The sequence below is a fragment of the Flavobacterium sp. HJ-32-4 genome, assembly GCF_022532105.1.
GTDB lineage: Bacteria > Bacteroidota > Bacteroidia > Flavobacteriales > Flavobacteriaceae > Flavobacterium.
The window spans coordinates 2,555,127-2,576,170 of record NZ_CP092832.1 but is presented as its reverse complement, the minus strand read 5'-3'; the positions used below and the strand labels follow the sequence as shown (position 1 = coordinate 2,576,170).

Sequence of the window (21,044 nt, the reverse complement as noted above, 5' to 3'; positions counted from 1 at the left end):
GCCGCTCAATCGAGCGGCTCCTTCTTAATTAACCTTTTCTTTTCGCTTCTCCTCCATCTTTTCCTTTATCTCTTCCTTGCGTTTCTTGCGGAACTCGATGAACTTTTTGTATTGTTCTTCCGTAAGGATGGCTTTTACTTCAGCATCACGTTCATCGTGCAGCGCCATCATCTGCTTGCGGCGCTCCTCACGCTCACTGCTTTTCAGGTCACGTGCTTTTTCCACATACTTCTTACGGATCGCATCCATTTTGGTTTTTTGCTCAGGCGTGAGTTTCAGCTCCGCATCCACACTTTCTTTGGCCGCTTTCATAGCAGCACGGTTAGGAGTTGCTTTCTTAAGTTCCTGCGCCTGCGTGCCGGCAACGGCAAACAAAACGGCGAAGGCAGCGAGAACAGTTCTGACGTTTTTCATAATGATTGTTTTTCTAATTTCTGCTTCTAAGATACAAATCTACCATTGGGGTTTAAGCAGCATCAAAATTTAGCATTTTTTTAGTCTTTAGCACCTGAAAGCCTTCTTTCGTCTGGCTTTACTTTCACCCGTGAAACCCGTACCTTTGCACTTCGTTTTTCCTCGCTATGAAACCTGATACCGATAACTGCATAGAGGTGCTAGGCGCCCGCGCCCACAATCTCAAAAATATAGACGTTTCCATTCCGCGCGACCAGTTGGTCGTGATTACGGGCCTTTCGGGATCGGGCAAGTCGTCACTGGCCTTCGATACCATTTATGCGGAGGGACAGCGCCGCTATGTGGAGACGTTTTCGGCCTATGCCCGGCAGTTCCTCGGTGGACTCGAACGTCCGGATGTGGATAAGATTGACGGACTCTCACCCGTTATTGCTATTGAACAGAAAACGACGAGCCGGAGTCCGCGTTCGACCGTGGGCACTATTACCGAAATCTACGACTTCCTACGATTGCTCTTTGCCCGGGCGGGCGACGCCTACAGTTACAACACGGGCGAGAAAATGGTGAGTTATAGTGACGAACAGATCAAACAACTCATCCTGTCGCAGTTTGCAGGCCGCCGCATCAACATCCTGGCCCCAGTCGTGCGGGCACGGAAAGGGCATTACGGTGAGCTCTTCATACAGATCGCCAAACAGGGTTTCGTGCGCGTACGTATCGACGGCGAACTGAAGGAAATTACCACCGGGATGAAACTCGACCGGTACAAAACCCACGACATCGAAATCGTCATCGACCGGATTGCCGTCGACGACAGCGCCGAAGTCGACAAACGCCTGTCAGACAGCATTGGCATCGCGATGAACCATGGCGACAATGTGATGATGGTGCTCGACCAGGACGACAATACGCTTCGGTTTTTCAGCCGGAACCTCATGTGCCCGTCTACCGGTATCTCCTACCCGAACCCGGAACCGAACCTCTTTTCCTTCAACTCACCGAAGGGTGCCTGCGAACATTGCAGCGGACTCGGGACGGTGAACCAAATCAATCTGGATAAGATCATCCCCAACCCGAAACTGTCAATCAAACAGGGTGGTTTTGCGCCGTTAGGAGAATACAAACCCTCCTGGATATTCAAACAATTGGAGATCATCGGCGAGCGTTTCGGATTCAAGATTACGGATCCCATTGAAAAGATTTCGGAAGAAGCCATCGATATCATCCTCAACGGCGGACGCGATAAATTCGCCATCGAATCGAAGACGTTAGGCGTTACCAAGGAATATAAAATCGAATTTGAAGGGATTGCAGAATTCATCCGGAACCAATACGATGAAAGCGGATCGTCGACGATACGGCGATGGGCCAAGGAATTTATGGACGAAATCAAGTGCCCCGTCTGCAACGGAAGCCGTCTTCGAAAAGAGGCGCTGTACTTTCGGGTAAACGGACAAAACATCGCGGAGCTGTCGGCGTTTGACATCTCCGACCTGACGGCATGGTTCCACGATCTTCCCGCACACCTTACAGAGAAACAGAAAATCATCGGGACGGAAATCGTGAAGGAAATCCGCGACCGACTCGACTTCCTGATGAATGTCGGACTCGACTACCTCGCACTCGAACGGGGTTCCCGGACGCTATCAGGTGGCGAGGCCCAACGCATCCGACTGGCCACACAGATCGGGTCGCAACTCGTGGGAGTCCTTTATATCTTGGACGAACCGAGTATCGGACTCCACCAACGTGATAACGAAAAACTCATCGCCTCACTCGAATCGTTACGCGACATCGGAAACTCCATATTAGTGGTCGAACACGACAAAGACATGATCGAGCGCGCGGATTACGTGGTCGACATCGGACCCAAGGCCGGGAAATACGGAGGCGAGATCATCAGTGCCGGCACACCCAAGGAACTGTTGTCGGGTGATACCATGACCGCGCGCTACCTGAACGGCACGATGAAAATCGAAATCCCGAAAGAACGCCGGAAAGGAAATGGCAAAAAGCTCAAACTTTCAGGTGCGACAGGGAACAACCTCAAAAATGTGAGCATTGAGCTACCACTCGGAACCCTCATTTGCGTAACTGGTGTGTCGGGCAGCGGAAAGTCGACGTTGATCAACGAAACGCTTTACCCCATCCTGAACGAGCATTTCTTCAATGGGGTGAAAAAGCCGCAGCCGTATAAGAAAATCGAGGGACTCGAACATATTGACAAAGTCATCGACATCGACCAAAGCCCGATTGGGCGGACGCCCCGTTCGAATCCGGCCACATACACGGACGTATTTTCTGAAATCCGGAACCTGTTCACCATGACGCCCGAAAGTATGATACGCGGCTACAAAGCCGGACGTTTCAGTTTCAATGTCAAAGGTGGCCGTTGCGAAACCTGCGAAGGTTCGGGTGTGCGTACCATCGAGATGAATTTCCTGCCGGATGTCTACGTGGAATGTGAGACCTGCCAGGGCCGACGTTTCAACCGCGAAACGCTCGAGATCCGCTACAAAGGCAAGTCGATTTCGGATGTATTGGATATGACCGTCGACGAAGCGGTACCATTCTTCGAGAACATCCCGAAAATCTACCGAAAGATCAAAACCATACAGGATGTCGGCCTGGGCTATATCACCCTCGGACAACAAAGCACCACGCTATCAGGTGGCGAGGCGCAACGAATCAAGCTCGCCGGCGAACTGGCCAAGAAAGACACCGGTAACACCTTTTATATATTGGACGAACCTACGACCGGTCTCCACTTCGAAGACATCCGGGTGTTGATGGAAGTGATCACCAAACTCGTCGACAAAGGCAACACCGTACTCATCATCGAGCACAATCTCGACGTCATCAAACTCGCCGACCATATCATCGATATCGGACCCGAAGGCGGTAAAGGCGGCGGACAGGTGGTGGCGGTCGGAACACCCGAGCAGGTAGCCAAAAATAAAAAGAGCCACACGGCGCGTTTTCTGACAAAAGAGTTATCTTAGCCGGGTTTGGGCGGAAAATTAGGAATTAGGAATTAGGAGTTAGGAAACAGGATAGAGGCTGATTCTTAATTTTGGATGTTAAGCGCCCCCCCCAACCATTGTTCATCGTACATTGTTAATTGTTCATTGTTAATTACAAACTATGCGTTTAGAAGATTTCGATAACGACGAAGACAAAATCATTCGTGACCGATTGAAACAAAAAACCTGGCAGGAAATCCGCACGAACGATTCGTGGGCGATTTTCAAGATTATGGCCGAATTCGTAAATGGTTTTGAGACCATGGGACGGATCGGGCCCTGCGTTTCGATTTTCGGATCGGCACGTACCAAGCCAGAAGATCATTACTATCAATTAGCCGAGCGCATTGCGCATAAAATCAGCGCCGCGGGCTACGGCGTAATTACCGGCGGCGGCCCGGGTATCATGGAAGCCGGCAACAAAGGGGCCCATCAGGGCGGCGGCACGTCGGTCGGACTCAACATCGAACTGCCGTTTGAGCAGCATTATAACCCCTATATTGACCGGGATAAAAACCTGAACTTCGATTATTTCTTCGTGCGTAAAGTCATGTTCGTAAAGTATTCCCAAGGCTTTGTCGTCATGCCCGGCGGCTTCGGCACACTCGACGAGATGTTCGAGGCGTTGACCCTGATCCAGACGAAGAAAGTGGCAAAATTCCCCGTTATTCTGGTTGGGAAGGAATACTGGCAGGGCCTACTCGATTGGGTACAATCAGTACTGGTGGAGAAATTTCGGACGGTCAGCCCCGAAGACATGAACCTGTTCCGTATCGTCGACACAGAGGAAGAAGTCGTGGAGGTACTCGACAATTTCTACAAAAAGTACACCCTGAGCCCGAACTTCTAACGTTCGTGACGTCCTATCACGAGCCAACCTTTTACGAGGATCCGCATCCTCCAAGTGTCAGTTTGTCGTTTTGAGAAAGCAGTATCTATATGTGTGGCTTGCCTGTACCCTATCCTCTATTGGAACCTGGGCCCAACACCGCACGCAGCTTTCAGCCGTGATAGACGTGGACGCACATACGGCGGCGGTAGAACAGGAACTGGACTTCGAGAATACGACCGGACAAACGCTTACGTATATCGTAGTAAACGACTGGAACCACGCCTACTCGGGAAAAGATACACCTTTGGCGCGGCGGTTCTCGAATGAGTTCGTGCGGAGTTTCCACCTGTCTAAAGCCCGTGAACGCGGCTCGACGGAACTGTCAGTGACGATAGCCGGACAGGCGGTCTCCTTTCGTAGGTCAAAAGAGCATCCGGATGTGATCGAAATACCCCTCCCCGCTCCCCTGCCGGCCGGTGGTCGCGTGACGATTTCCTTGCGGTATCTGCTCAAACTTCCCAACGACGATTTTACCCATTTTGGCTACAGCAACACCGGCAGTTTTTACCTGCGCGACTGTTTCCTGGCACCCGCCCGTTTCGACGGATCCGATTTTGTACGCTACAGCAATGAAAATACGGATGATATCGCCAATGCCCCCATCGATTACCGTCTGACATTAACGCTCACAAAACCACGGCGGGTGTTTTCCGACCTCGACGTAAGGGGTACCGGCACATCGTTTGAACTCGAAGGCCGCGCCCGTACAGGATTCGGTATTTGGCTGGATGCGCAAACGCGTTTCGAACAGTTCCGGAATAGCACCGGTGTCGTGTCGACTGATCTGGCCGCGCGAAAAGTTGACGCCGTATCGAAAGCACTCATCATCGATCGCATCACGCAGTTCGTAGCCGACAGCCTCGGACGCTATCCGTATGGCGACATCGTTGTGTCACAGGCCGATTACGAACGGAACCCGTTTTACGGACTCAACCAGTTACCGGCATTCTTGAGTCCGTTTGAGAATGACTTCGTTTACGAAATCAAATTCCTCAAAACCTATCTCAACGCCTACCTGCGCAATACGCTCAAACTCGATCCGAGAAAAGACCATTGGCTCTACGACGGCATCCAGGTGTATACCATGATGCGGTATATGGACGCGTTCTATCCGGATGCGAAGATGATGGGGAATGTATCGAAACGTAAGTTGCTGAAAGGCTACACTATTACGCAGCTTCCCTTCAACGAACAATACAGCTATTTCTTCATGCTGATGGCACGAAAGAACCTCGACCAGGCGACAGGCGAGCCGAAGAATGACCTGATTAAATTCAACGAACAGATCGCGACGAAATACCGGTCCGGACTCAACTTCCGCTATCTTGCCTCGTATATAGGGTCGGAAAACCTGGCCACTACGATTAGCGCGTTTTTAAAAGAAGCGAACCAATCGGAAAGAGCGACGCCGAGCTTCCGGTCCTTATTGGAAACCCATACCAACAAAAAAGTCGACTGGTTCTTTGATACGATGGTGAGCACCCGCAAAATCGCCGATTACAAGTTCATCGATTCACAGAAAACGAAAGACTCGGTCACCTTCACCATTCGCAATAAATCGGATGTCGTGGCACCGGTGCCGGTTTACGGACTCAAAGGAAAAAAAGTCGTCTTCAAAACCTGGATTACCGACATTAAGGCCGACAGTACCCTTACGATGGCACGAATGGGTGCCGACCGCCTGGCCATCAACCACGAAAGCGAAATGCCGGAAATGAATGTCCGGAACAACTACCGTTCCCTTCGGCCCTTCCGTTTAGGCGACAAACCCTTCAAGTTCACCTTTTTCCGGGATTTGGAAAACCCGCATTACAACCAGTTATTATACGTTCCCACCACTGTTTTCAATATCTACGACGGTGTCTCGCCCGGGATTCGCGTATACAACCGCACCATTCTCGACAAGCCCTTCATGTTCGACGTAACCCCGATTTGGTCGCTCAAACAGCAATCGCTGATCGGCAACTTCAGTTTCGTTGTCAACCAGAACAACCGCGACTCGCGGCTTTATAACATCCGGTACCAGTTTGCCGGTTCGGTCTACCACTACGCGCCCGACGCCCGGTATACCAAACTCAATCCCGCCATCTGGATGCGCTTTCGCCCAAGTACGTTCCGCGACAACCGCCAGCAATTGTTGTTGATCCGCAACGTAATGGTCGACCGGCAAAAATCGAATATCGTGTTGCCCGACGAGGAAACGATCAACTACAACGTGCTCAATATCCGCTATACGGATTCGAGGACGGAAACCATTCGTCACCACGGCTTTACCACCGACCTACAGTTTTCCGGTCAATTCGGGAAAGCTTTCGGGGAATACGGCTACCGCCGTTTGTTCAATGATAACAGACAGTTCAACCTGCGGCTTTTTGCCGGAACCTTCCTCTATCGCAATACCGATTCCGACTTCTTCAGCTTTGCACTCGACCGTCCGACCGATTACCTTTTCGACTTCGAGTATTACGGACGTTCGGAAACCAGCGGCTTCTTCAGTCGCCAGATCATCATTGCGGAAGGAGGCTTCAAATCGATACTGGATACACCTTACGCCAACAAATGGCTGACCACGGCCAACGTCAGCTTCAACATCTGGAACTGGATCGAAGCCTACGGCGATATCGGTTTTGTGAAAAACGAGGGCATCCCGACGCAATTTGTCTATGACAGCGGGATTCGGTTGAACCTGGTGACAGACTACTTCGAACTCTATTTCCCGGTCTACTCCAATAACGGATGGGAAATCGCCCAAAAAGGGTATGAACAGCGTGTCCGGATTATGCTCACGCTCAATCCGAAAATCCTGTTTACGCTGTTTACCCGGAAATGGTTGTAAGGAAAACGACTAACTCCCCAGGATCTGGTTTGTGTGTTCCTTGGCTTTTACATCAGTGATGACATCTTCCAAAACACCATTCTCGTCGATGACGAACGTCGTGCGGTGGATGCCGTCAAACAGCCGTCCCATGAATTTCTTGGGTCCCCAAACGTCAAACGCCTGGATCACCGACTTGTCGACATCAGCAATCAGCGGATACGGGAACCCGAATTTCTTCCGGAAACCGGCCTGTGCTTTCTGCGTATCGGCACTTACCCCTAAAATGGAATAGCCCGCGCTTTCAAGGCGGCTGTAGTTGTCCGACAGGTTACAGGCTTCCACCGTACAGGTAGGTGTATTGGCTTTTGGATAAAAGAAAACGACCAACTTCTTTCCTTTGTAATCAGCCAGTGAATGTGTGGCCCCGTCTTGGTCGATACCGGTAAAATCTGGCGCTTTATCGCCTTTTTTGAATCGTGTCATGTGACAAAGATACACCGCGAAATCCTCAACGCATGTGAATTAACAATTGCTGAATAGAGGGTCCGCCACAGCACTTGCATCGGGATTCCCACAAGCCGTATCTTTACACCATGACGAAGAAAGAAAAAGCCACGTTTGTAATGGATACGCTGCAGGAATTATACCCTGAAGTACCCATTCCACTCGACCATAAAGACCCGTATACCCTGTTGATTGCCGTATTGCTGTCGGCACAATGCACCGACGAACGGGTAAACAAGATCACGCCTTTATTATTCGCGAAAGCCGATAACCCGAAGGCGATGGTGCGGTTGGGGCAGGACGCGATACAGGATATCATCCGCCCATGTGGACTTTCACCCATGAAATCAAAAGGGATATACGGTTTGTCGCACATACTGCTCGATCAATACGACGGACAGGTGCCGGCTGATTTTGAGGCATTGGAAGCACTTCCCGCCGTCGGGCACAAAACCGCCAGCGTTGTCATGTCGCAGGCGTTCGGCGTGCCGGCCTTTCCCGTTGATACCCATATCCACCGACTGATGTGGCGCTGGGGCCTGTCGGATGGTAAAAGCGTTGTGCAGACAGAACGGGATGCGAAAAAGCTGTTTCCAAAAGACCGCTGGAACGACCTGCACCTACAGATCATCTTCTACGGCAGGGAATTCTCACCTGCCCGCGGACTCAACCTCGATAAAGACCTCATTACCCGAACGATCGGACGAAAGGAAGTCCTTCGGGAATGGGCCAAAAAAACGCCCGCTGTCAAATAACAGCGGGCTTTCTTTTTAGTTGGCGATGTGCTCGACTTTGATACTACCTACTTTGAGTACGGTAAGCGCTTTGGAATAATTCAATAAAAACGAAACAGTCTCTTTCTTAGGATTCATCTTCGGGGCCGCCACAGGTTTCTTCGCGTAGAGTTTTGCCATAACAGGTGTTTGTTTATGGCATTAAAACGCAGAAGCGCGCCCCTTAGTATTAATTGGTCAAAATAATTTGATGCTTGTTGATAAGTTTTCGGAGGTTCATCAACGCATACCGCATCCGCCCCAATGCCGTGTTGATGGAAACGTCGGTCGCTTCGGCAATTTCCTTGAAACTTAAGTCCTGGTAGATCCGCATAATCAGCACTTCGCGCTGGTCCTCCGGGAGTTCGTCGATCAGTTTCTTCAGGTCTTTCTCCACCTGTGTGGTGATCATACGCGCCTCCATGTTCGGAACATCATCCGAAAGGACGGAAAAGATAGAGAACTCTTCCGTTTCCCGGAAAAGCGGCATCTTCTTCCCTTTACGGAAGTGGTCGACCACCAGGTTGTGTGCAATGCGCATCACCCACGGAAGAAATTTTCCCTCCTCATTATACGAGTCGGATTTCAGCGTGCGGATGACCTTCATGAACGTATCCTGGAAAATATCATCGGATACATCATGATCACCTACTTTCGAGTAGATGAAACCGTAAATTTTAGATTGGTGACGGTTGATGAGTGCGGCCAGAGCACTTTCGTCTCCTGCCACGTACTGCGATACCAATAAAGCGTCGGGGGTGTTAACAAGAGCCATACGATTACCTTTAGTGTTTTTGATTGAGATAAAACTAAAAAGTAATGTTGCGGAATAGGCGCTGTTAATTAAAGATTAATGTTGAGCCAAATATAATATAAACATTTTCTAAAACACAACGTCCGAAATAAAATTTAACATATTTTGTATAATAATCCGGCTTTTACATGAGATACGATATCGTTTTCGGCCAAATCCTGATGATTTTCAATTCGTAGGAATTTACGGATTGGCTTCGTTTTTCCCCTTCCCCCCTTTTCGCTACCTTTGCGCAACGGTTTTTTTCAAAGACCCTACTTCCCAAAAATTGCTTGTTCAACCTATGAAAACCGACATCACGGCACTCGAGCCGAAACACCATATTATTATCAAAGGGGCCCGCATGCACAACCTCAAAGAGCTGGATGTGGCCATTCCGCGCAACAAGCTGGTTGTCATTACCGGACTCTCGGGTTCGGGAAAATCGAGCCTCGCCTTTGATACGCTCTACGCGGAAGGACAACGGCGCTACGTCGAAAGCCTGTCGTCGTATGCCCGGCAGTTTCTCGGGCGACTCGACAAGCCAAAAGTCGAATATATCAAAGGCATCGCGCCCGCCATCGCCATCGAGCAGAAAGTGAATACGACCAACGCCCGCTCAACGGTCGGAACGTCAACGGAGATATATGATTACCTGAAGTTGCTGTATGCGCGTATCGGGCGGACGTTTTCTCCAGTATCCGGACAAGAGGTGCGCAAACACACCGTCACCGATGTAGTGGAGACGGTCAAAACCTTTGAAGCCGGAAGCCGCTGGCTCCTGCTCGCCCGCATCGTCGACGAAGGAAAGCGCACCCTCAAAGAAAAACTGTCTATCCTACTCCAACAGGGATTTGCCCGGATTTTCGCCGACGGCCAGATGCTCCGTATTGAAGACATGTCGGAAGAACACCTTTCCGCCAAAGAACTGTTTCTCATCATCGACCGTATTGTCGTCAGCCACGAGGAAGATTTCTACAACCGTCTGTCCGACGCCGTCCAGACAGCCTTCTTTGAAGGAAAAGGTGAATTGTTCCTGCAGGATGCCGCCGGTCCTACCCGACTGTCGTTCAGCAATCGATTTGAACTTGACGGTATTTCGTTCCCTGAGCCAAATGTCCACCTGTTCAGTTTCAATAATCCCTATGGCGCCTGCCCGGTCTGCGAAGGATACGGCAACGTCATCGGGATCGACGAGACGCTGGTGGTACCGAATACCTCCCTGTCGATATACGAGAACGCGGTCTACGCCTGGCGCGGCGAAAGCATGAGTTGGTACCGCGACCAATTAGTGAACAACGCCTACCGCTTTGATTTCCCCATCCATAAACCGTACTTCCAGTTGTCGGATGAACAACGGGAGTTGCTTTGGAAAGGAAACAGCTATTTTACAGGCCTCACCGATTTCTTCCGCGAACTCGAAGAGAAAAACTACAAGATCCAGAACCGGGTGATGCTGTCGCGCTACCGCGGAAAAACAAAATGCCACGCCTGTAAAGGCAAACGCCTGCGGCCCGAAGCCGATAATGTGCGGGTGTACGGCAAGACCATCTCCGACCTGGTCGATATGCCCATCCGACGGTTGGTTGATTTTTTTGGTGGGATGGAATTATCCGAATTCGACAACAAAATCGCCAAACGACTGCTGACGGAGATCAACAACCGCCTGAAGTTTTTGTCGGATGTCGGACTCGACTACCTGACGCTCAACCGGAATTCGGCTTCCCTATCGGGCGGTGAATCGCAACGCATCAACCTGGCGACCTCCCTCGGAAGCAGCCTGGTTGGTTCGATGTATATACTCGACGAACCCAGCATCGGCCTGCATCCAAAAGACACAGAACGACTCATAGAGGTCCTTATCTCCCTTCGTGACCTCGGAAACACAGTCATTGTAGTCGAACACGACGAAGACATCATGCGCGCGGCCGACGTAATCATTGATATCGGACCAGAAGCCGGCTCACATGGTGGGGAGCTTGTCGCACAGGGCAGTTTTGACGAAATCCTGAAAAGTGATTCGCTTACCGCAGGCTATCTCGGTGGCACGCTGGAAATCAAAGTCCCGGAAAGACGACGGAAGTCGAATACCTATATCGACATCCTCGGCGCCCGCGAAAACAACCTCCAGAACCTCGACGTCCGTTTTCCACTCGAAATGCTGACGGTAATTACGGGTGTGTCCGGAAGCGGGAAAAGTACACTGGTCAAGAAAATCCTCTACCCCGCCCTCCTGAAAAAGATCGACGGTGTGGGTGAAAAAGCCGGACAGTTCTCGGAAATGCAGGGCTACTACCACAAAGTACAGCAAGTGGAATATGTTGACCAAAACCCAATCGGTCGCAGTTCCCGATCAAATCCGGTGACGTATATAAAGGCGTATGACGACATCCGCGACGTTCTCGCCAAGGAAAAGCTGTCGAAGATCCGCGGCTACCAGGCAAAGCATTTTTCCTTCAACGTAGACGGCGGCCGCTGTGAAACCTGCAAAGGCGAAGGAACCATCAACGTCGAAATGGTGTTCATGGCCGATGTACAGTTACCCTGTGACACCTGTGGCGGCAAACGCTTTAAGAAGGAAATCCTTGAGGTACAGTTTGAAGGAAAGAACATCGACGACATCCTGACGATGACCATTGACGATGCCGTAGCGTTTTTCCGCGAGACGAAGCAAACGAAAATCGTACAGAAACTACAACCGTTGCAGGATGTAGGACTGGGATACGTGCAATTGGGACAATCCTCTTCTACCCTTTCCGGTGGCGAAGCGCAACGGATCAAGCTCGCCTCGTTCCTGGTGAAAGGATCCAACTCGGATAAAACACTATTCATTTTTGACGAACCGACTACCGGACTCCACTTCCACGATATCAACAAACTGCTCAAGTCGTTTGATGCCCTTCTCGACCGTGGGCACTCCATTATCGTCATCGAGCACAATCCCGACCTGATCAAATGCGCCGACTGGATCATCGACCTCGGGCCCGGCGGCGGCGAAAACGGCGGTTTACTGCTCGCGGCGGGTACACCGGAAGAGATCGTCCAGAATCCTAAATCCGAAATCGGTAAGTATTTAATAGATAAATTGAAAAAATGACGGTTATTTAATAAAATCTTTTTTGTTAAAGTAACGATAAAGTCTTATAGCGATTCTCTTGATTATCAAGGGAATCGTTTTTTTATATCCGAACACGGAACGCGAAATCGATTTCGTGGCACGCGTTTTGCAAAGTCCTGGTTAAGCCGGAAGACGGCGGCACGGCAGCCGAAAAGTGAACAGAGTAGGCAACTGTCAAATTGTGAAATCATGAAAACAATTACCCTCCTGATGACCAGCATCCTTATGACCGGAACCGCTATTGCAAGCGTTCGAACCAGCGACAGGTATCCTGTGAACCCAGCCGACGCTGAACCAATTGAATTCGTAGAACGCGGTATCCGTTTCTTCGTCTTCGCCGACGGCCAGTTTGATTTCAGCACCGAGCCGTCTACCGGAAGCGACGTCTACTACCGCCAAAGCGGACGCCGCAATGTCAACACTACCTACGGTGCCCCTGCCAACATACGGGTCGAAGGGGTGCGGATCGAACACGACGCCAAAGGCCGGGTCCGCCGGATTGGCAATGTCTTCGTCAACTATGATACCTTTGATCGCATCAAACGAATCGGGACGGTATATATGACCTACAACCGCTTCGCCCTCGCCCAGGTCGGAAACCTGCGATTGGTCTACAACACACGCGGCCAGATCGTCGACCGGATCGGAAGTGTAAACGGCTATTGCGACGACGGCTACGGCTATTACGACAACAGTTATTACGGTCCGGCCAACTGCGGAACGGGCGCACCGAACTACACCGACGAGTACTACTACCGTCGTGGAAACGACAAGAAAAAATAGATTGTGTTTTGATGATGGGAAGTCCCGGGTTCACCCCCGGGATTTTTTATGCCCGCTTATAGCCTACGCGCCCGAGTATCTTTCCGAATAAGTCATTGACATCCGGCGAAATCTTCAAAACATAGTTAAGGGCGACATACAACGGAAGCACCAGCGCCGATTTAAGCACGATATTGACAATCGGGTGAAAGCCAAAATCCCAGAAGAAAAACAACACGAACAACAAGCCGATGATACCCAACGACCACAGCGTTTTTACGGTAAACGGATACAATCCGGTTTTGCGTACCACAAACCACAACTTGACGGTATTGTAGCACATAACCGACAGTAGCGTTGCCAACGCCGACCCGGTAAAATCATACATCGGGATAAAAATCATGTTGAGCACAATCATCAGCACCACGAGCAACACACCAAAACCCAATACACTCCGAAAATACTTGGTGTTGAGAATAATGGCATTGTTATTCCCCAACATCACATCGTAGAATTTCGAGACACCCAACAGGAAGATGGCGATGGTACCCGCCTCATAATTCCCCGGAATCAATCGGTACATCTGCTCGATATTGAGAAAAATCAGCAACAGGATCGCCCCGCCGAAATATTGTAACGTGATGGCCGACTTTTTATAAAGCGCATTCAGTTCGTCGTATTTCTCTTCACTCATCAGCTTCGCTGTAATCGGTGCGATAATTTGCAGCATCGACCGGCTGGGCACCGCAATGACAGTAGAAATGAAAATCGCGATGTTGTAAATACCGTTGCTTTCGTTCAGTCCGTACATCCCCAATAACACTTTATCGAGTTCGACCAACAGCACGGCAATACCGCCCGAGAGGATCGTCGTCAGCGAATAGACCGACAGTTCTTTCAGGTTTTTCGGTCTTTCGAATCGCAGCACCGGTTTTTTGATCGACAAGGCAAACAGCATCATGGCCAGCCATTGGCATCCGTAGATTACCACCAGTAACTCGATGAATTCGGCTTTCGTCAGCCATCCATAGGAAACCCCAAAAAGTCCAGCCATCACCAACACCCGTACCAATACCTCACTGATCAGGTTACCGAACACCGACTTCATATGCACCTTTGCCCAGGCATAAAAGATCTCGAAATAGGCCATAAAAAGACCAATCGCCGGAATGGTCCAAAGGAAAGGCTGCGCGGTCGGGTTGCGGGCCATCAGGTTGTGGACGATGAAGTCCGAGCCCAGTAGACAGAAAAGTCCCAACGGAAGGATGACCACCAAGGGCAACACCAACATGAAGGACAGAAACGTTTCCCGTTCCGCTTCCGTTTTATAGCGTGAAAAGAAACGCACCAACGTATTGTGCACGCCAAAGGCCAGTATCGGCATCATCAGCGCGCCGCCGGACAGAATGAATCCGACGATTCCGTAGTCCTTCTTACCTAATATCGTCGTATAGAGAAACAGCGTATTGACCGCCCCGATCGCAAACCCGATGTAGGTTACGACCGTGTTGGCGGCGGATTGTTTCAATACGATACCCATTAGTGAAGAAGTTGTGCGAGTTGACCGGTCAGTGCCTTTCGGGAAAAACGCTGCAGGCCCACGCCATTTGCGTTCAACGTGCCCTCTTTGTACAGCTCAAAAAAATGGCGGATGGTATCTTTCAGTTTTTCCTTTTCCGAATAAGTAAAAAATGTCCCGGTATTGGTTTCTTTTAAAATGGCTGCGAAATCGGAACCGCTTGGGCCAATCCCTACAATCGGCCGTTCCGAGACCATATATTCAAACAGTTTCCCCGGAATGATACTCCGCGTTTCCGGCGCATCGATTTCGATCAGCAACAACACCTGTGCCGAACGTTGCGCCTGCACCGCCTCGTCATGGGGCAGGTACCCTTTGAGATCCAGGCAATCCGCCAGTCCGCTTTCCTGGATGGTGTGTAGCACATCCGGACTTACCGCTCCCACCAATTTCAGTGAAAATGCGTCTTTGAAACCGGGTTCTTCCTGACGGAGTTCGGCCAGGCTTTCCCACAAATGGATGGGGTTCCGACCCGACAATAACGAGCCGATATGCGCGACGGTAAACTGCTCGTCCAACGGCGGACGAACGATTTTTTCCACATCGTATCCGTTGGTGATGACTTCAATAGGTGTAGCCGTAAGCGCCTGGAATTCGGCTTTGGTCGTCTGGCTGGTGACCACTACCAAATCGGCGGTGTTCAATACGGTCGCTTCGAGTGTTTTGTGACGACGCGCGGCGTACCCGGATAACTTCAATTTGTCGTGATACCCAATGGTCGTCCACGGATCGCGGAAATCAGCAATCCAGCGCACCGGACGCGTCTGTTTCAACTTCAGCCCGATCAGGTGCAGGCTATGGGGTGGCCCCGAGGTAATGACAGTGTCGATTCCTTCCCTGTCAATATAAGCCGCCAAACGCCGAACGCTCGGTTTGACCCATAACACCCGCGCATCCGGAATGAACAGGTTGCCGCGTACCCATAAAAACAAACGCTCCAGAAACGACTGCTTCCGATCCGACGGAATCAATCCGGAACTGATTTTCTTCGTTTTGTTGCGGGAGAAAACCGAGGCGAGTCCGTACGGCTCCACGATTTTCCCCTTCAATATCGTAATGTTCTGGGGGATATCGGCGCACAACGCCTCGTCGATTAAGGGATAATGTGGGTTCTCCGGTATATAGACAACCGGATGGATACCAAAATCCGGCAGGTATTTGGCAAACTTCAGCCAACGCTGCACGCCCGGACCTCCGGCAGGCGGCCAGTAATAGGTGACAATCAGTACCTTTTTGGGCGCGCCTTCCACCCTACTCCGACTTAGGTTGCTTTTTCCGCGTCAGGTAGACGCCGCCGCCGGTCACAAGTAAAATACCCAGACAGCTCACAAGTTGGATCAGGCCGCCGGTTTTGACCACATCCGGATCGAACCGGAATTCAATCGTGTGGTTGCCGGCCGGCACCGGTAGCGCCCGCAATACGTAGTTGGCGCGAATCAGTTGGTCGGTTTGTTTACCATCGATAAACACCTTCCATCCTTTCGGATAATATACTTCTGAGAAAACAGCAAGGCCACCTTTTGTGCTTTTGGCCGTATACTTCGCGTAGTTCGGCTGGAAGCTGGCTTTATCGAGTTGGATAGACGCCGTAGAATCAGCCGCCATCGCCGGGACTTTGAATTCGCGGGTATTGACGATGGCTTCCTTCCGGTTGTCGAAGGCCTTCATCGCTTTGATTTCCCCGTCGGCGGATGTTACCGGAATAACGCGCTGCACGAACCAGGCATTGCCATTCGCAAACGGGTTGGTGATTTTCGCTTCCGAGCCATCCCGAAGGGCCAACAACAAATACCGCACGTTCAAAACGTTCAGCGTAGGAATGCTCTTTTTGAGCGACATGGTATTCGGATCGATGATGGCACCCAAGTCCTGCAAGGCCGGATCGACCTGGTATTGGAACAGTTGCTCATAACGACGCGGACGCACGGCACTGTAACCGCCGGTCGCCTTGTGGAAGAACGACGTTTCTCCCTGCAGGTTGCCCTGCACATCATACACCCTGAAAATATCCGGATCCGCTAAAATCTCCTCATCTGCCTGCGACGGTGTGAACGGTCGTTTCATTTCGGAAACGCTCACAAAACCGCGACGTCCGTCTTCGCCTTTATCCTTCGTATCAACATAATTCCGGTCAATGGCAAAAAGGTCCGCCAGCATCAGAAATCCTACCAGCACTACGGCCCATTGTTGTTTCACAATATTCTTTACATACAGCAACAGCGCACCGGCTGCCGCGAGTACCAACAGCAGCGATCGCAACGTATCCGACTTGAACATCGACAGTCGGTCTTCGCGCAGGGCCTCGATAAAATCATCGCCAAAGGTGGGGTTGTCCTTGCTGGTCAATGCATCGCGTATAGAACCGTCGATAGCCGAACGGAACTCGAAAAGTCCGCTGCCTAAATATAGTACGACGAAGAGTCCACCCGCGGCCGCCGTAGCTTTCCACAAAGCTGCAAACCGCTTGTCGGCGTCCATCCGGAAAAACGAGGTGAATCCCATCAGGGCCAACACCGGAAGGCACAACTCCAATAACACCTGTATCGACGAAACGGCCCGGAATTTATCATACAACGGCACCACATCTACAAAAAACCGTGTCAGGGCATCGAAGTTTTTACCCCATGAAAGGAATAAAGACAACAGTGCTCCGCCCCAGAATACCCATTTGAGTCGGCGGTGGTCGGTAAAAAGGCCGAGGATCGCGAGGAAAAACACCACGACCCCTATATAAGCCGGCGCTTCCACAATAGGCTGGTCGCCCCAGTAGGTCACCGCATAAGCATCGGCAAAACTGGATGCTTCTTCATCGGTAGCACCCTGTGCCTTCAATAAATCAAATACGGCACTATCGGTTCCGAGCTTTTCTCCGTGTCCACCACCAAACAATCGCGGTGCCACCAAGTCAAGACTTTCCCCAACACCATAGCTATATTCGGTAATGTACCCATAATCCATCGCAGAATCCGACGTATTAGGCGTACCGTCCGGTTTGAAACTCAATTCGGATTTACCGCGCATACTAAAATTCGCGTATTCCGAGGTGGCCATCAGGTTCGCAGCATTTGCACCCATGGCCAACAGTACGGCCACGGCAAAAGTACCGGCCACTTTCCCGAATTCGCGGTATTCCTTCCGCTTGATAAATCCTACCGTATAGTACACTCCAAGGATCAACAGCAGGAACAGCAGGTAATACGTCATCTGGAAGTGGTTGGCATTCAACTCCAGTGCGGTGGCAAATAATGTCAACAAACCACCTACGAGGTAGCGTTTTCGGAACACCAGTATAATACCCGCAATCATCAGGGGCATGTAGCCAATGGCATGCGCTTTCGCGTTATGTCCGACGCCGAGGATAACAATCAGGTAGGTCGAAAGTCCGAACGCCAGCGCCCCGAAAAAGGCCTTTAACGGGTCGGCCCGTAGGACGAGCGCCAACACATAAAATCCGGCGAAATACAAAAAGAGGTAGTCGGCCGGACGGGGCAGGAAGCGGATGACCGCATCCAGTTTTTTGATATAGTTATGGGGATAATTGGCACCCACCTGATAGGTAGGCATACCACCGAAAGCCGAGTTTGTCCAATACGGCTCCTCGCCGGTGCGGGCGCGGAAATCGTTTTGTTCTTTGGCCATCCCGGTGTATTGCGCGATGTCCGACTGGTAAAGCGTCTTGTTCTGGAGTACGGGATAAAAGTAGACGAGTGCCGCCAAAACGAAGCCCAGAAAGGCCAGCAGGTGCGGATAATTACGCTGTAACAATTTCATCAGGAGCGAATAAGTTGGATGCCGAAACCACTGTTTCCGGCTTGCACAAACTTACTCAATTTCTTCGTAATCGATGTATTCACCGACGATTTTGCGCTCTTTCGGACGCTCACTTTGGGGAGTGGGCTCGCGGTGCATTTGCTGCTGCCGCTGCTGTTGTTCGCGGAAGCTCTCTTCGGCCTTACGCACCACCGTCTTCACGACGACAGGAAAAAACATCCGCACCACGATCTTCGCGAGGTAATAAAAAACAACAATGAAAAAAAGGGTTTCGATCAGGTTCGCAAAGGTAGCCGTCTGCATGAGCGAATTTTTTCCAAAGGTAGCTATTGCCATCCGTAAAAAAGCGCGTTTCGTCCTAAATAAATGATAAAAAGTACTACATTTGGATGACTCTCAACATACCGCACATGCCCAGAATACAGTGTTTTTCCCTTTTTATCACCCTTTTTACCACGGCATTTGCCTCTGCGCAATTTACCGATGAAATCAACTCCAACCGCCCGGGGAAGTCGTATGGGGCCTATTCCGTCGGGCAGAGCCTGTTTCAGGTGGAAAGCGGCTTCTACTACATTTCGGAAGACCATGCCCTTTTAGAGACGAAATCGAGCGGAATGGGCGTCGACCTGCAACTCCGTTGGGGACTTTTTAAAGAAGAACTCGAGTTCATCGCCGACCTGCAGTACCAGGCCGATCGTCTCACCACACCCATCGGATCGGAATCGCGCAGCGCCTTGCGGCAAACCGTTTTGGGCGCAAAATACCTGCTGTATGATCCCTACAAAAAAGTCGATGATGGCAAGCCGAAACACGAAGATTTACTGAGTTGGAAGAAGAAACATAAGTTCAAATGGAGACAGCTAATTCCTTCTATTTCAGCATTCGCCGGATTCAACTTAAACTTCGACAATCCGTATACCTTTGAAACCGATCCTGCGATCAGCCCAAAGGTGATGATCATCACCCAAAACCAGTTGAGTGGCGGATACGTGGTGGTGCTGAACCTTATTGCCGATAGGATCACATCGGATTTTCCCAGCTATGGTTACATTCTTACTATTACCCGCGGACTGAACGAAAAGTGGTCGCTGTTTTTCGAGAACCAGGGTTATAAGAGTGATTTCTACTCCGATTCCATCCTTCGCGGTGGCGCTGCTTATCTCATGACCGAAACGATGCAATTCGATGCCTCGGTATCGACCAACATGAAAGATACGCCCTCCGTCTTTTACGCCGGTGCCGGTATTTCATGGCGTTTCGATAAAAACTACAAGCCGGTGCTGATCCGTTCCGATAAAGACAAGGACAAAGACGGCAAAGGCAAAGACAAGAAAGACAAAAAGAAGAAAAAGAAGCGTAAGGACGAAGTTGATGTTCCGGCACCATGATTACGATTACAGAAGCCCTCACTAAAAAACAAATGCGGGAATTCGTGAAATTCCCGTTTTCACTTTATAAAGGACATCCGTATTGGGTGCCCCCTATCATCGCCGACGAACTCGAGAGTTTCGACCGCGAGAAAAACCCGGTATTCGATTCCGCGGAAGCGCACTTCCTCCTCGCCTATCGAGACGGCAAAATCGTCGGACGACTCGCCGCCATAATCAATTGGGACGAAGTACGTTTACAGGGCAAAAAGAAAATGCGTTTCGGTTGGTGGGACGTCATCGACGACATCGAGGTGACGAAAGCACTGCTGGAAAAAGTCGAAGCGATCGGACGCCAGCACCACCTTGACCACATCGAAGGTCCTATGGGGTTTTCAAACCTCGACAAAGTGGGCGTCGTCACAGAAGGCTTCGACAGTATGGGATCGATGATTACATGGTATAACTACCCGTATTACAAAGACCATCTCGAGCAACTGGGGTTTGTAAAGGAGAAGGAATACCTCGAAAACAAGTTCCATTTTCGATCAATACAACCCGCCATGTTTGCCAAGGCCGCGGAACTGATCAAAAAGCGGTACGGCCTGACGCCGGTGAATTTTACCAAAACACAGGACATCCTGCCCTACGTCGACGAGATGTTCGATCTGTTCAATACGTCGTACGAGCGCCTGTCGAGTTTCGTCGCCATCAATGAAAAACAGAAGGCATACTTCAAGCGGAAGTACATCAGTTTCATCAACCCGGAATACATCAAATTTATCGCCGATAAAAACGGCAAGATGATCGCCTTCAGCATTGTGATGCCGTCGTTTGCCCAGGCATTGAAAAAAGCGAATGGGCGCCTTTTCCCATTCGGGTTGTTCCATTTACTGAACGCCCGCAAGAACGCAAAGGAAGTGTTGTTTTACCTCATAGGCATCCATCCCGACTACCAAAACAAAGGCGTTACGGCAATTGTTTTCGAGGAGTTCTATAAGGTTTTTTCGGCAAAAGGTATAGAAGAATGCATCCGCACTCCAGAACTGGAAGACAACCACGCCATCCATAATATCTGGAAGCACTTCGATCCGGTGGTGTTTCGCCGGAGGAGGACGTATGTGAAGGGGTTAGAAGGAGCGAGTAGCTAGGAGCAAGGAGCAGTCGTCCGTACCAAAATAAAAAAGCCCGACGTTGGAAAACATCGGGCTTTTTCTATGATGGATATAG

Annotated in this window: 16 protein-coding genes; 8 read left to right on the top strand and 8 right to left on the bottom strand. The window is 50.5% G+C overall.

Going from position 1 to position 21,044, the window contains the following annotated elements; all coding sequences use genetic code 11:
• Positions 1–24: 24 nt before the first annotated feature.
• Positions 25–414, bottom strand: a complete 390-nt coding sequence (locus MKO97_RS10845; protein WP_241103242.1) for a hypothetical protein — start codon at positions 412–414, stop codon at positions 25–27.
• A 167-nt stretch (positions 415–581) separates the two neighbouring features.
• Here MKO97_RS10845 and uvrA (MKO97_RS10840) point away from each other — a divergent pair, with 167 nt between their 5' ends.
• From uvrA (MKO97_RS10840) to MKO97_RS10830, 3 genes are all read left to right on the top strand, one after another.
• A complete protein-coding gene (gene uvrA, locus MKO97_RS10840; protein WP_241103241.1) occupies positions 582–3,416 on the top strand; it encodes an excinuclease ABC subunit UvrA in 2,835 nt (944 codons plus the stop codon).
• A 142-nt stretch (positions 3,417–3,558) separates the two neighbouring features.
• Positions 3,559–4,287, top strand: coding sequence for a TIGR00730 family Rossman fold protein (locus MKO97_RS10835; protein ID WP_241103240.1), 729 nt, complete (start codon positions 3,559–3,561; stop codon positions 4,285–4,287).
• 70 nt (positions 4,288–4,357) lie between these two features.
• Positions 4,358–7,165 carry an aminopeptidase gene (locus tag MKO97_RS10830; RefSeq protein WP_241103239.1) on the top strand — a complete coding sequence of 936 codons (2,808 nt, stop codon included), beginning with the start codon at positions 4,358–4,360 and terminating at the stop codon, positions 7,163–7,165.
• 9 nt (positions 7,166–7,174) lie between these two features.
• On the opposite strand, the gene bcp is transcribed toward MKO97_RS10830, so the two are convergent.
• A complete protein-coding gene (gene bcp / locus MKO97_RS10825; RefSeq protein ID WP_241103238.1) occupies positions 7,175–7,630 on the bottom strand; it encodes a thioredoxin-dependent thiol peroxidase in 456 nt (151 codons plus the stop codon).
• 110 nt (positions 7,631–7,740) lie between these two features.
• Between bcp and nth the strand changes: the two genes are divergently transcribed.
• Positions 7,741–8,406: an endonuclease III gene (nth, locus tag MKO97_RS10820; RefSeq protein ID WP_241103237.1), complete on the top strand. Its 666-nt coding sequence runs from the start codon at positions 7,741–7,743 to the stop codon at positions 8,404–8,406.
• Between the two features lie 15 nt (positions 8,407–8,421).
• On the opposite strand, the gene MKO97_RS10815 is transcribed toward nth, so the two are convergent.
• On the bottom strand, positions 8,422–8,565 hold the full coding sequence (locus MKO97_RS10815; RefSeq protein ID WP_241103236.1) for a hypothetical protein: 144 nt from the start codon (positions 8,563–8,565) through the stop codon (positions 8,422–8,424).
• 49 nt (positions 8,566–8,614) lie between these two features.
• Positions 8,615–9,199, bottom strand: coding sequence for an RNA polymerase sigma factor (locus MKO97_RS10810; RefSeq protein ID WP_241103235.1), 585 nt, complete (start codon positions 9,197–9,199; stop codon positions 8,615–8,617).
• Between the two features lie 322 nt (positions 9,200–9,521).
• Between MKO97_RS10810 and uvrA (MKO97_RS10805) the strand changes: the two genes are divergently transcribed.
• Both uvrA (MKO97_RS10805) and MKO97_RS10800 read left to right on the top strand, forming a co-directional pair.
• Positions 9,522–12,314: an excinuclease ABC subunit UvrA gene (gene uvrA, locus MKO97_RS10805; protein ID WP_241103234.1), complete on the top strand. Its 2,793-nt coding sequence runs from the start codon at positions 9,522–9,524 to the stop codon at positions 12,312–12,314.
• Positions 12,315–12,524: 210 nt separating this feature from the next.
• Positions 12,525–13,118, top strand: a complete 594-nt coding sequence (locus MKO97_RS10800) for a hypothetical protein (protein ID WP_241103233.1) — start codon at positions 12,525–12,527, stop codon at positions 13,116–13,118.
• 46 nt (positions 13,119–13,164) lie between these two features.
• Here the strand turns inward: MKO97_RS10800 and MKO97_RS10795 are convergent, their stop codons facing one another.
• Genes MKO97_RS10795 through MKO97_RS10780 form a run of 4 tightly spaced genes read right to left on the bottom strand, consistent with a single transcriptional unit; the run spans position 13,165 to position 18,750 of the window.
• The gene (locus MKO97_RS10795; RefSeq protein ID WP_241103232.1) at positions 13,165–14,637 is read right to left on the bottom strand and encodes a lipopolysaccharide biosynthesis protein; all 1,473 of its coding nucleotides are present in this window, start codon (positions 14,635–14,637) and stop codon (positions 13,165–13,167) included.
• Entirely contained in the window at positions 14,637–15,926 is a 1,290-nt protein-coding gene (locus tag MKO97_RS10790) for a glycosyltransferase family 4 protein (protein ID WP_241103231.1), read from the bottom strand. Before MKO97_RS10790 ends, MKO97_RS10795 begins: the two co-directional genes overlap by 1 nt.
• A 1-nt stretch (position 15,927) precedes the next feature.
• Complete coding sequence (locus MKO97_RS10785) at positions 15,928–18,447, bottom strand: YfhO family protein (protein WP_241103230.1); 2,520 nt, start codon at positions 18,445–18,447, stop codon at positions 15,928–15,930.
• Positions 18,448–18,498: 51 nt separating this feature from the next.
• Positions 18,499–18,750 (bottom strand): DUF4834 domain-containing protein, encoded by a 252-nt coding sequence (locus MKO97_RS10780; RefSeq protein ID WP_241103229.1) that lies wholly within the window; start codon positions 18,748–18,750, stop codon positions 18,499–18,501.
• Between the two features lie 107 nt (positions 18,751–18,857).
• Here MKO97_RS10780 and MKO97_RS10775 point away from each other — a divergent pair, with 107 nt between their 5' ends.
• Positions 18,858–19,835, top strand: a complete 978-nt coding sequence (locus MKO97_RS10775; RefSeq protein ID WP_241103228.1) for a transporter — start codon at positions 18,858–18,860, stop codon at positions 19,833–19,835.
• A complete protein-coding gene (locus tag MKO97_RS10770; protein WP_241103227.1) occupies positions 19,832–20,965 on the top strand; it encodes a GTP cyclohydrolase in 1,134 nt (377 codons plus the stop codon). Before MKO97_RS10775 ends, MKO97_RS10770 begins: the two co-directional genes overlap by 4 nt.
• Positions 20,966–21,044: the final 79 nt, after the last annotated feature.

Coding starts and splice junctions, on each gene's coding strand:
- uvrA (WP_241103234.1), top strand. CDS start 9,522: ATGAAAACCGACATCACGGCACTCGAGCCGAAACACCATATTATTATC.
- nth (WP_241103237.1), top strand. CDS start 7,741: ATGACGAAGAAAGAAAAAGCCACGTTTGTAATGGATACGCTGCAGGAA.
- MKO97_RS10775 (WP_241103228.1), top strand. CDS start 18,858: ATGCCCAGAATACAGTGTTTTTCCCTTTTTATCACCCTTTTTACCACG.
- MKO97_RS10800 (WP_241103233.1), top strand. CDS start 12,525: ATGAAAACAATTACCCTCCTGATGACCAGCATCCTTATGACCGGAACC.
- MKO97_RS10845 (WP_241103242.1), bottom strand. CDS start 414: ATGAAAAACGTCAGAACTGTTCTCGCTGCCTTCGCCGTTTTGTTTGCC.
- MKO97_RS10810 (WP_241103235.1), bottom strand. CDS start 9,199: ATGGCTCTTGTTAACACCCCCGACGCTTTATTGGTATCGCAGTACGTG.
- uvrA (WP_241103241.1), top strand. CDS start 582: ATGAAACCTGATACCGATAACTGCATAGAGGTGCTAGGCGCCCGCGCC.
- MKO97_RS10770 (WP_241103227.1), top strand. CDS start 19,832: ATGATTACGATTACAGAAGCCCTCACTAAAAAACAAATGCGGGAATTC.
- MKO97_RS10780 (WP_241103229.1), bottom strand. CDS start 18,750: ATGCAGACGGCTACCTTTGCGAACCTGATCGAAACCCTTTTTTTCATT.
- MKO97_RS10795 (WP_241103232.1), bottom strand. CDS start 14,637: ATGGGTATCGTATTGAAACAATCCGCCGCCAACACGGTCGTAACCTAC.
- bcp (WP_241103238.1), bottom strand. CDS start 7,630: ATGACACGATTCAAAAAAGGCGATAAAGCGCCAGATTTTACCGGTATC.
- MKO97_RS10815 (WP_241103236.1), bottom strand. CDS start 8,565: ATGGCAAAACTCTACGCGAAGAAACCTGTGGCGGCCCCGAAGATGAAT.
- MKO97_RS10785 (WP_241103230.1), bottom strand. CDS start 18,447: ATGAAATTGTTACAGCGTAATTATCCGCACCTGCTGGCCTTTCTGGGC.
- MKO97_RS10835 (WP_241103240.1), top strand. CDS start 3,559: ATGCGTTTAGAAGATTTCGATAACGACGAAGACAAAATCATTCGTGAC.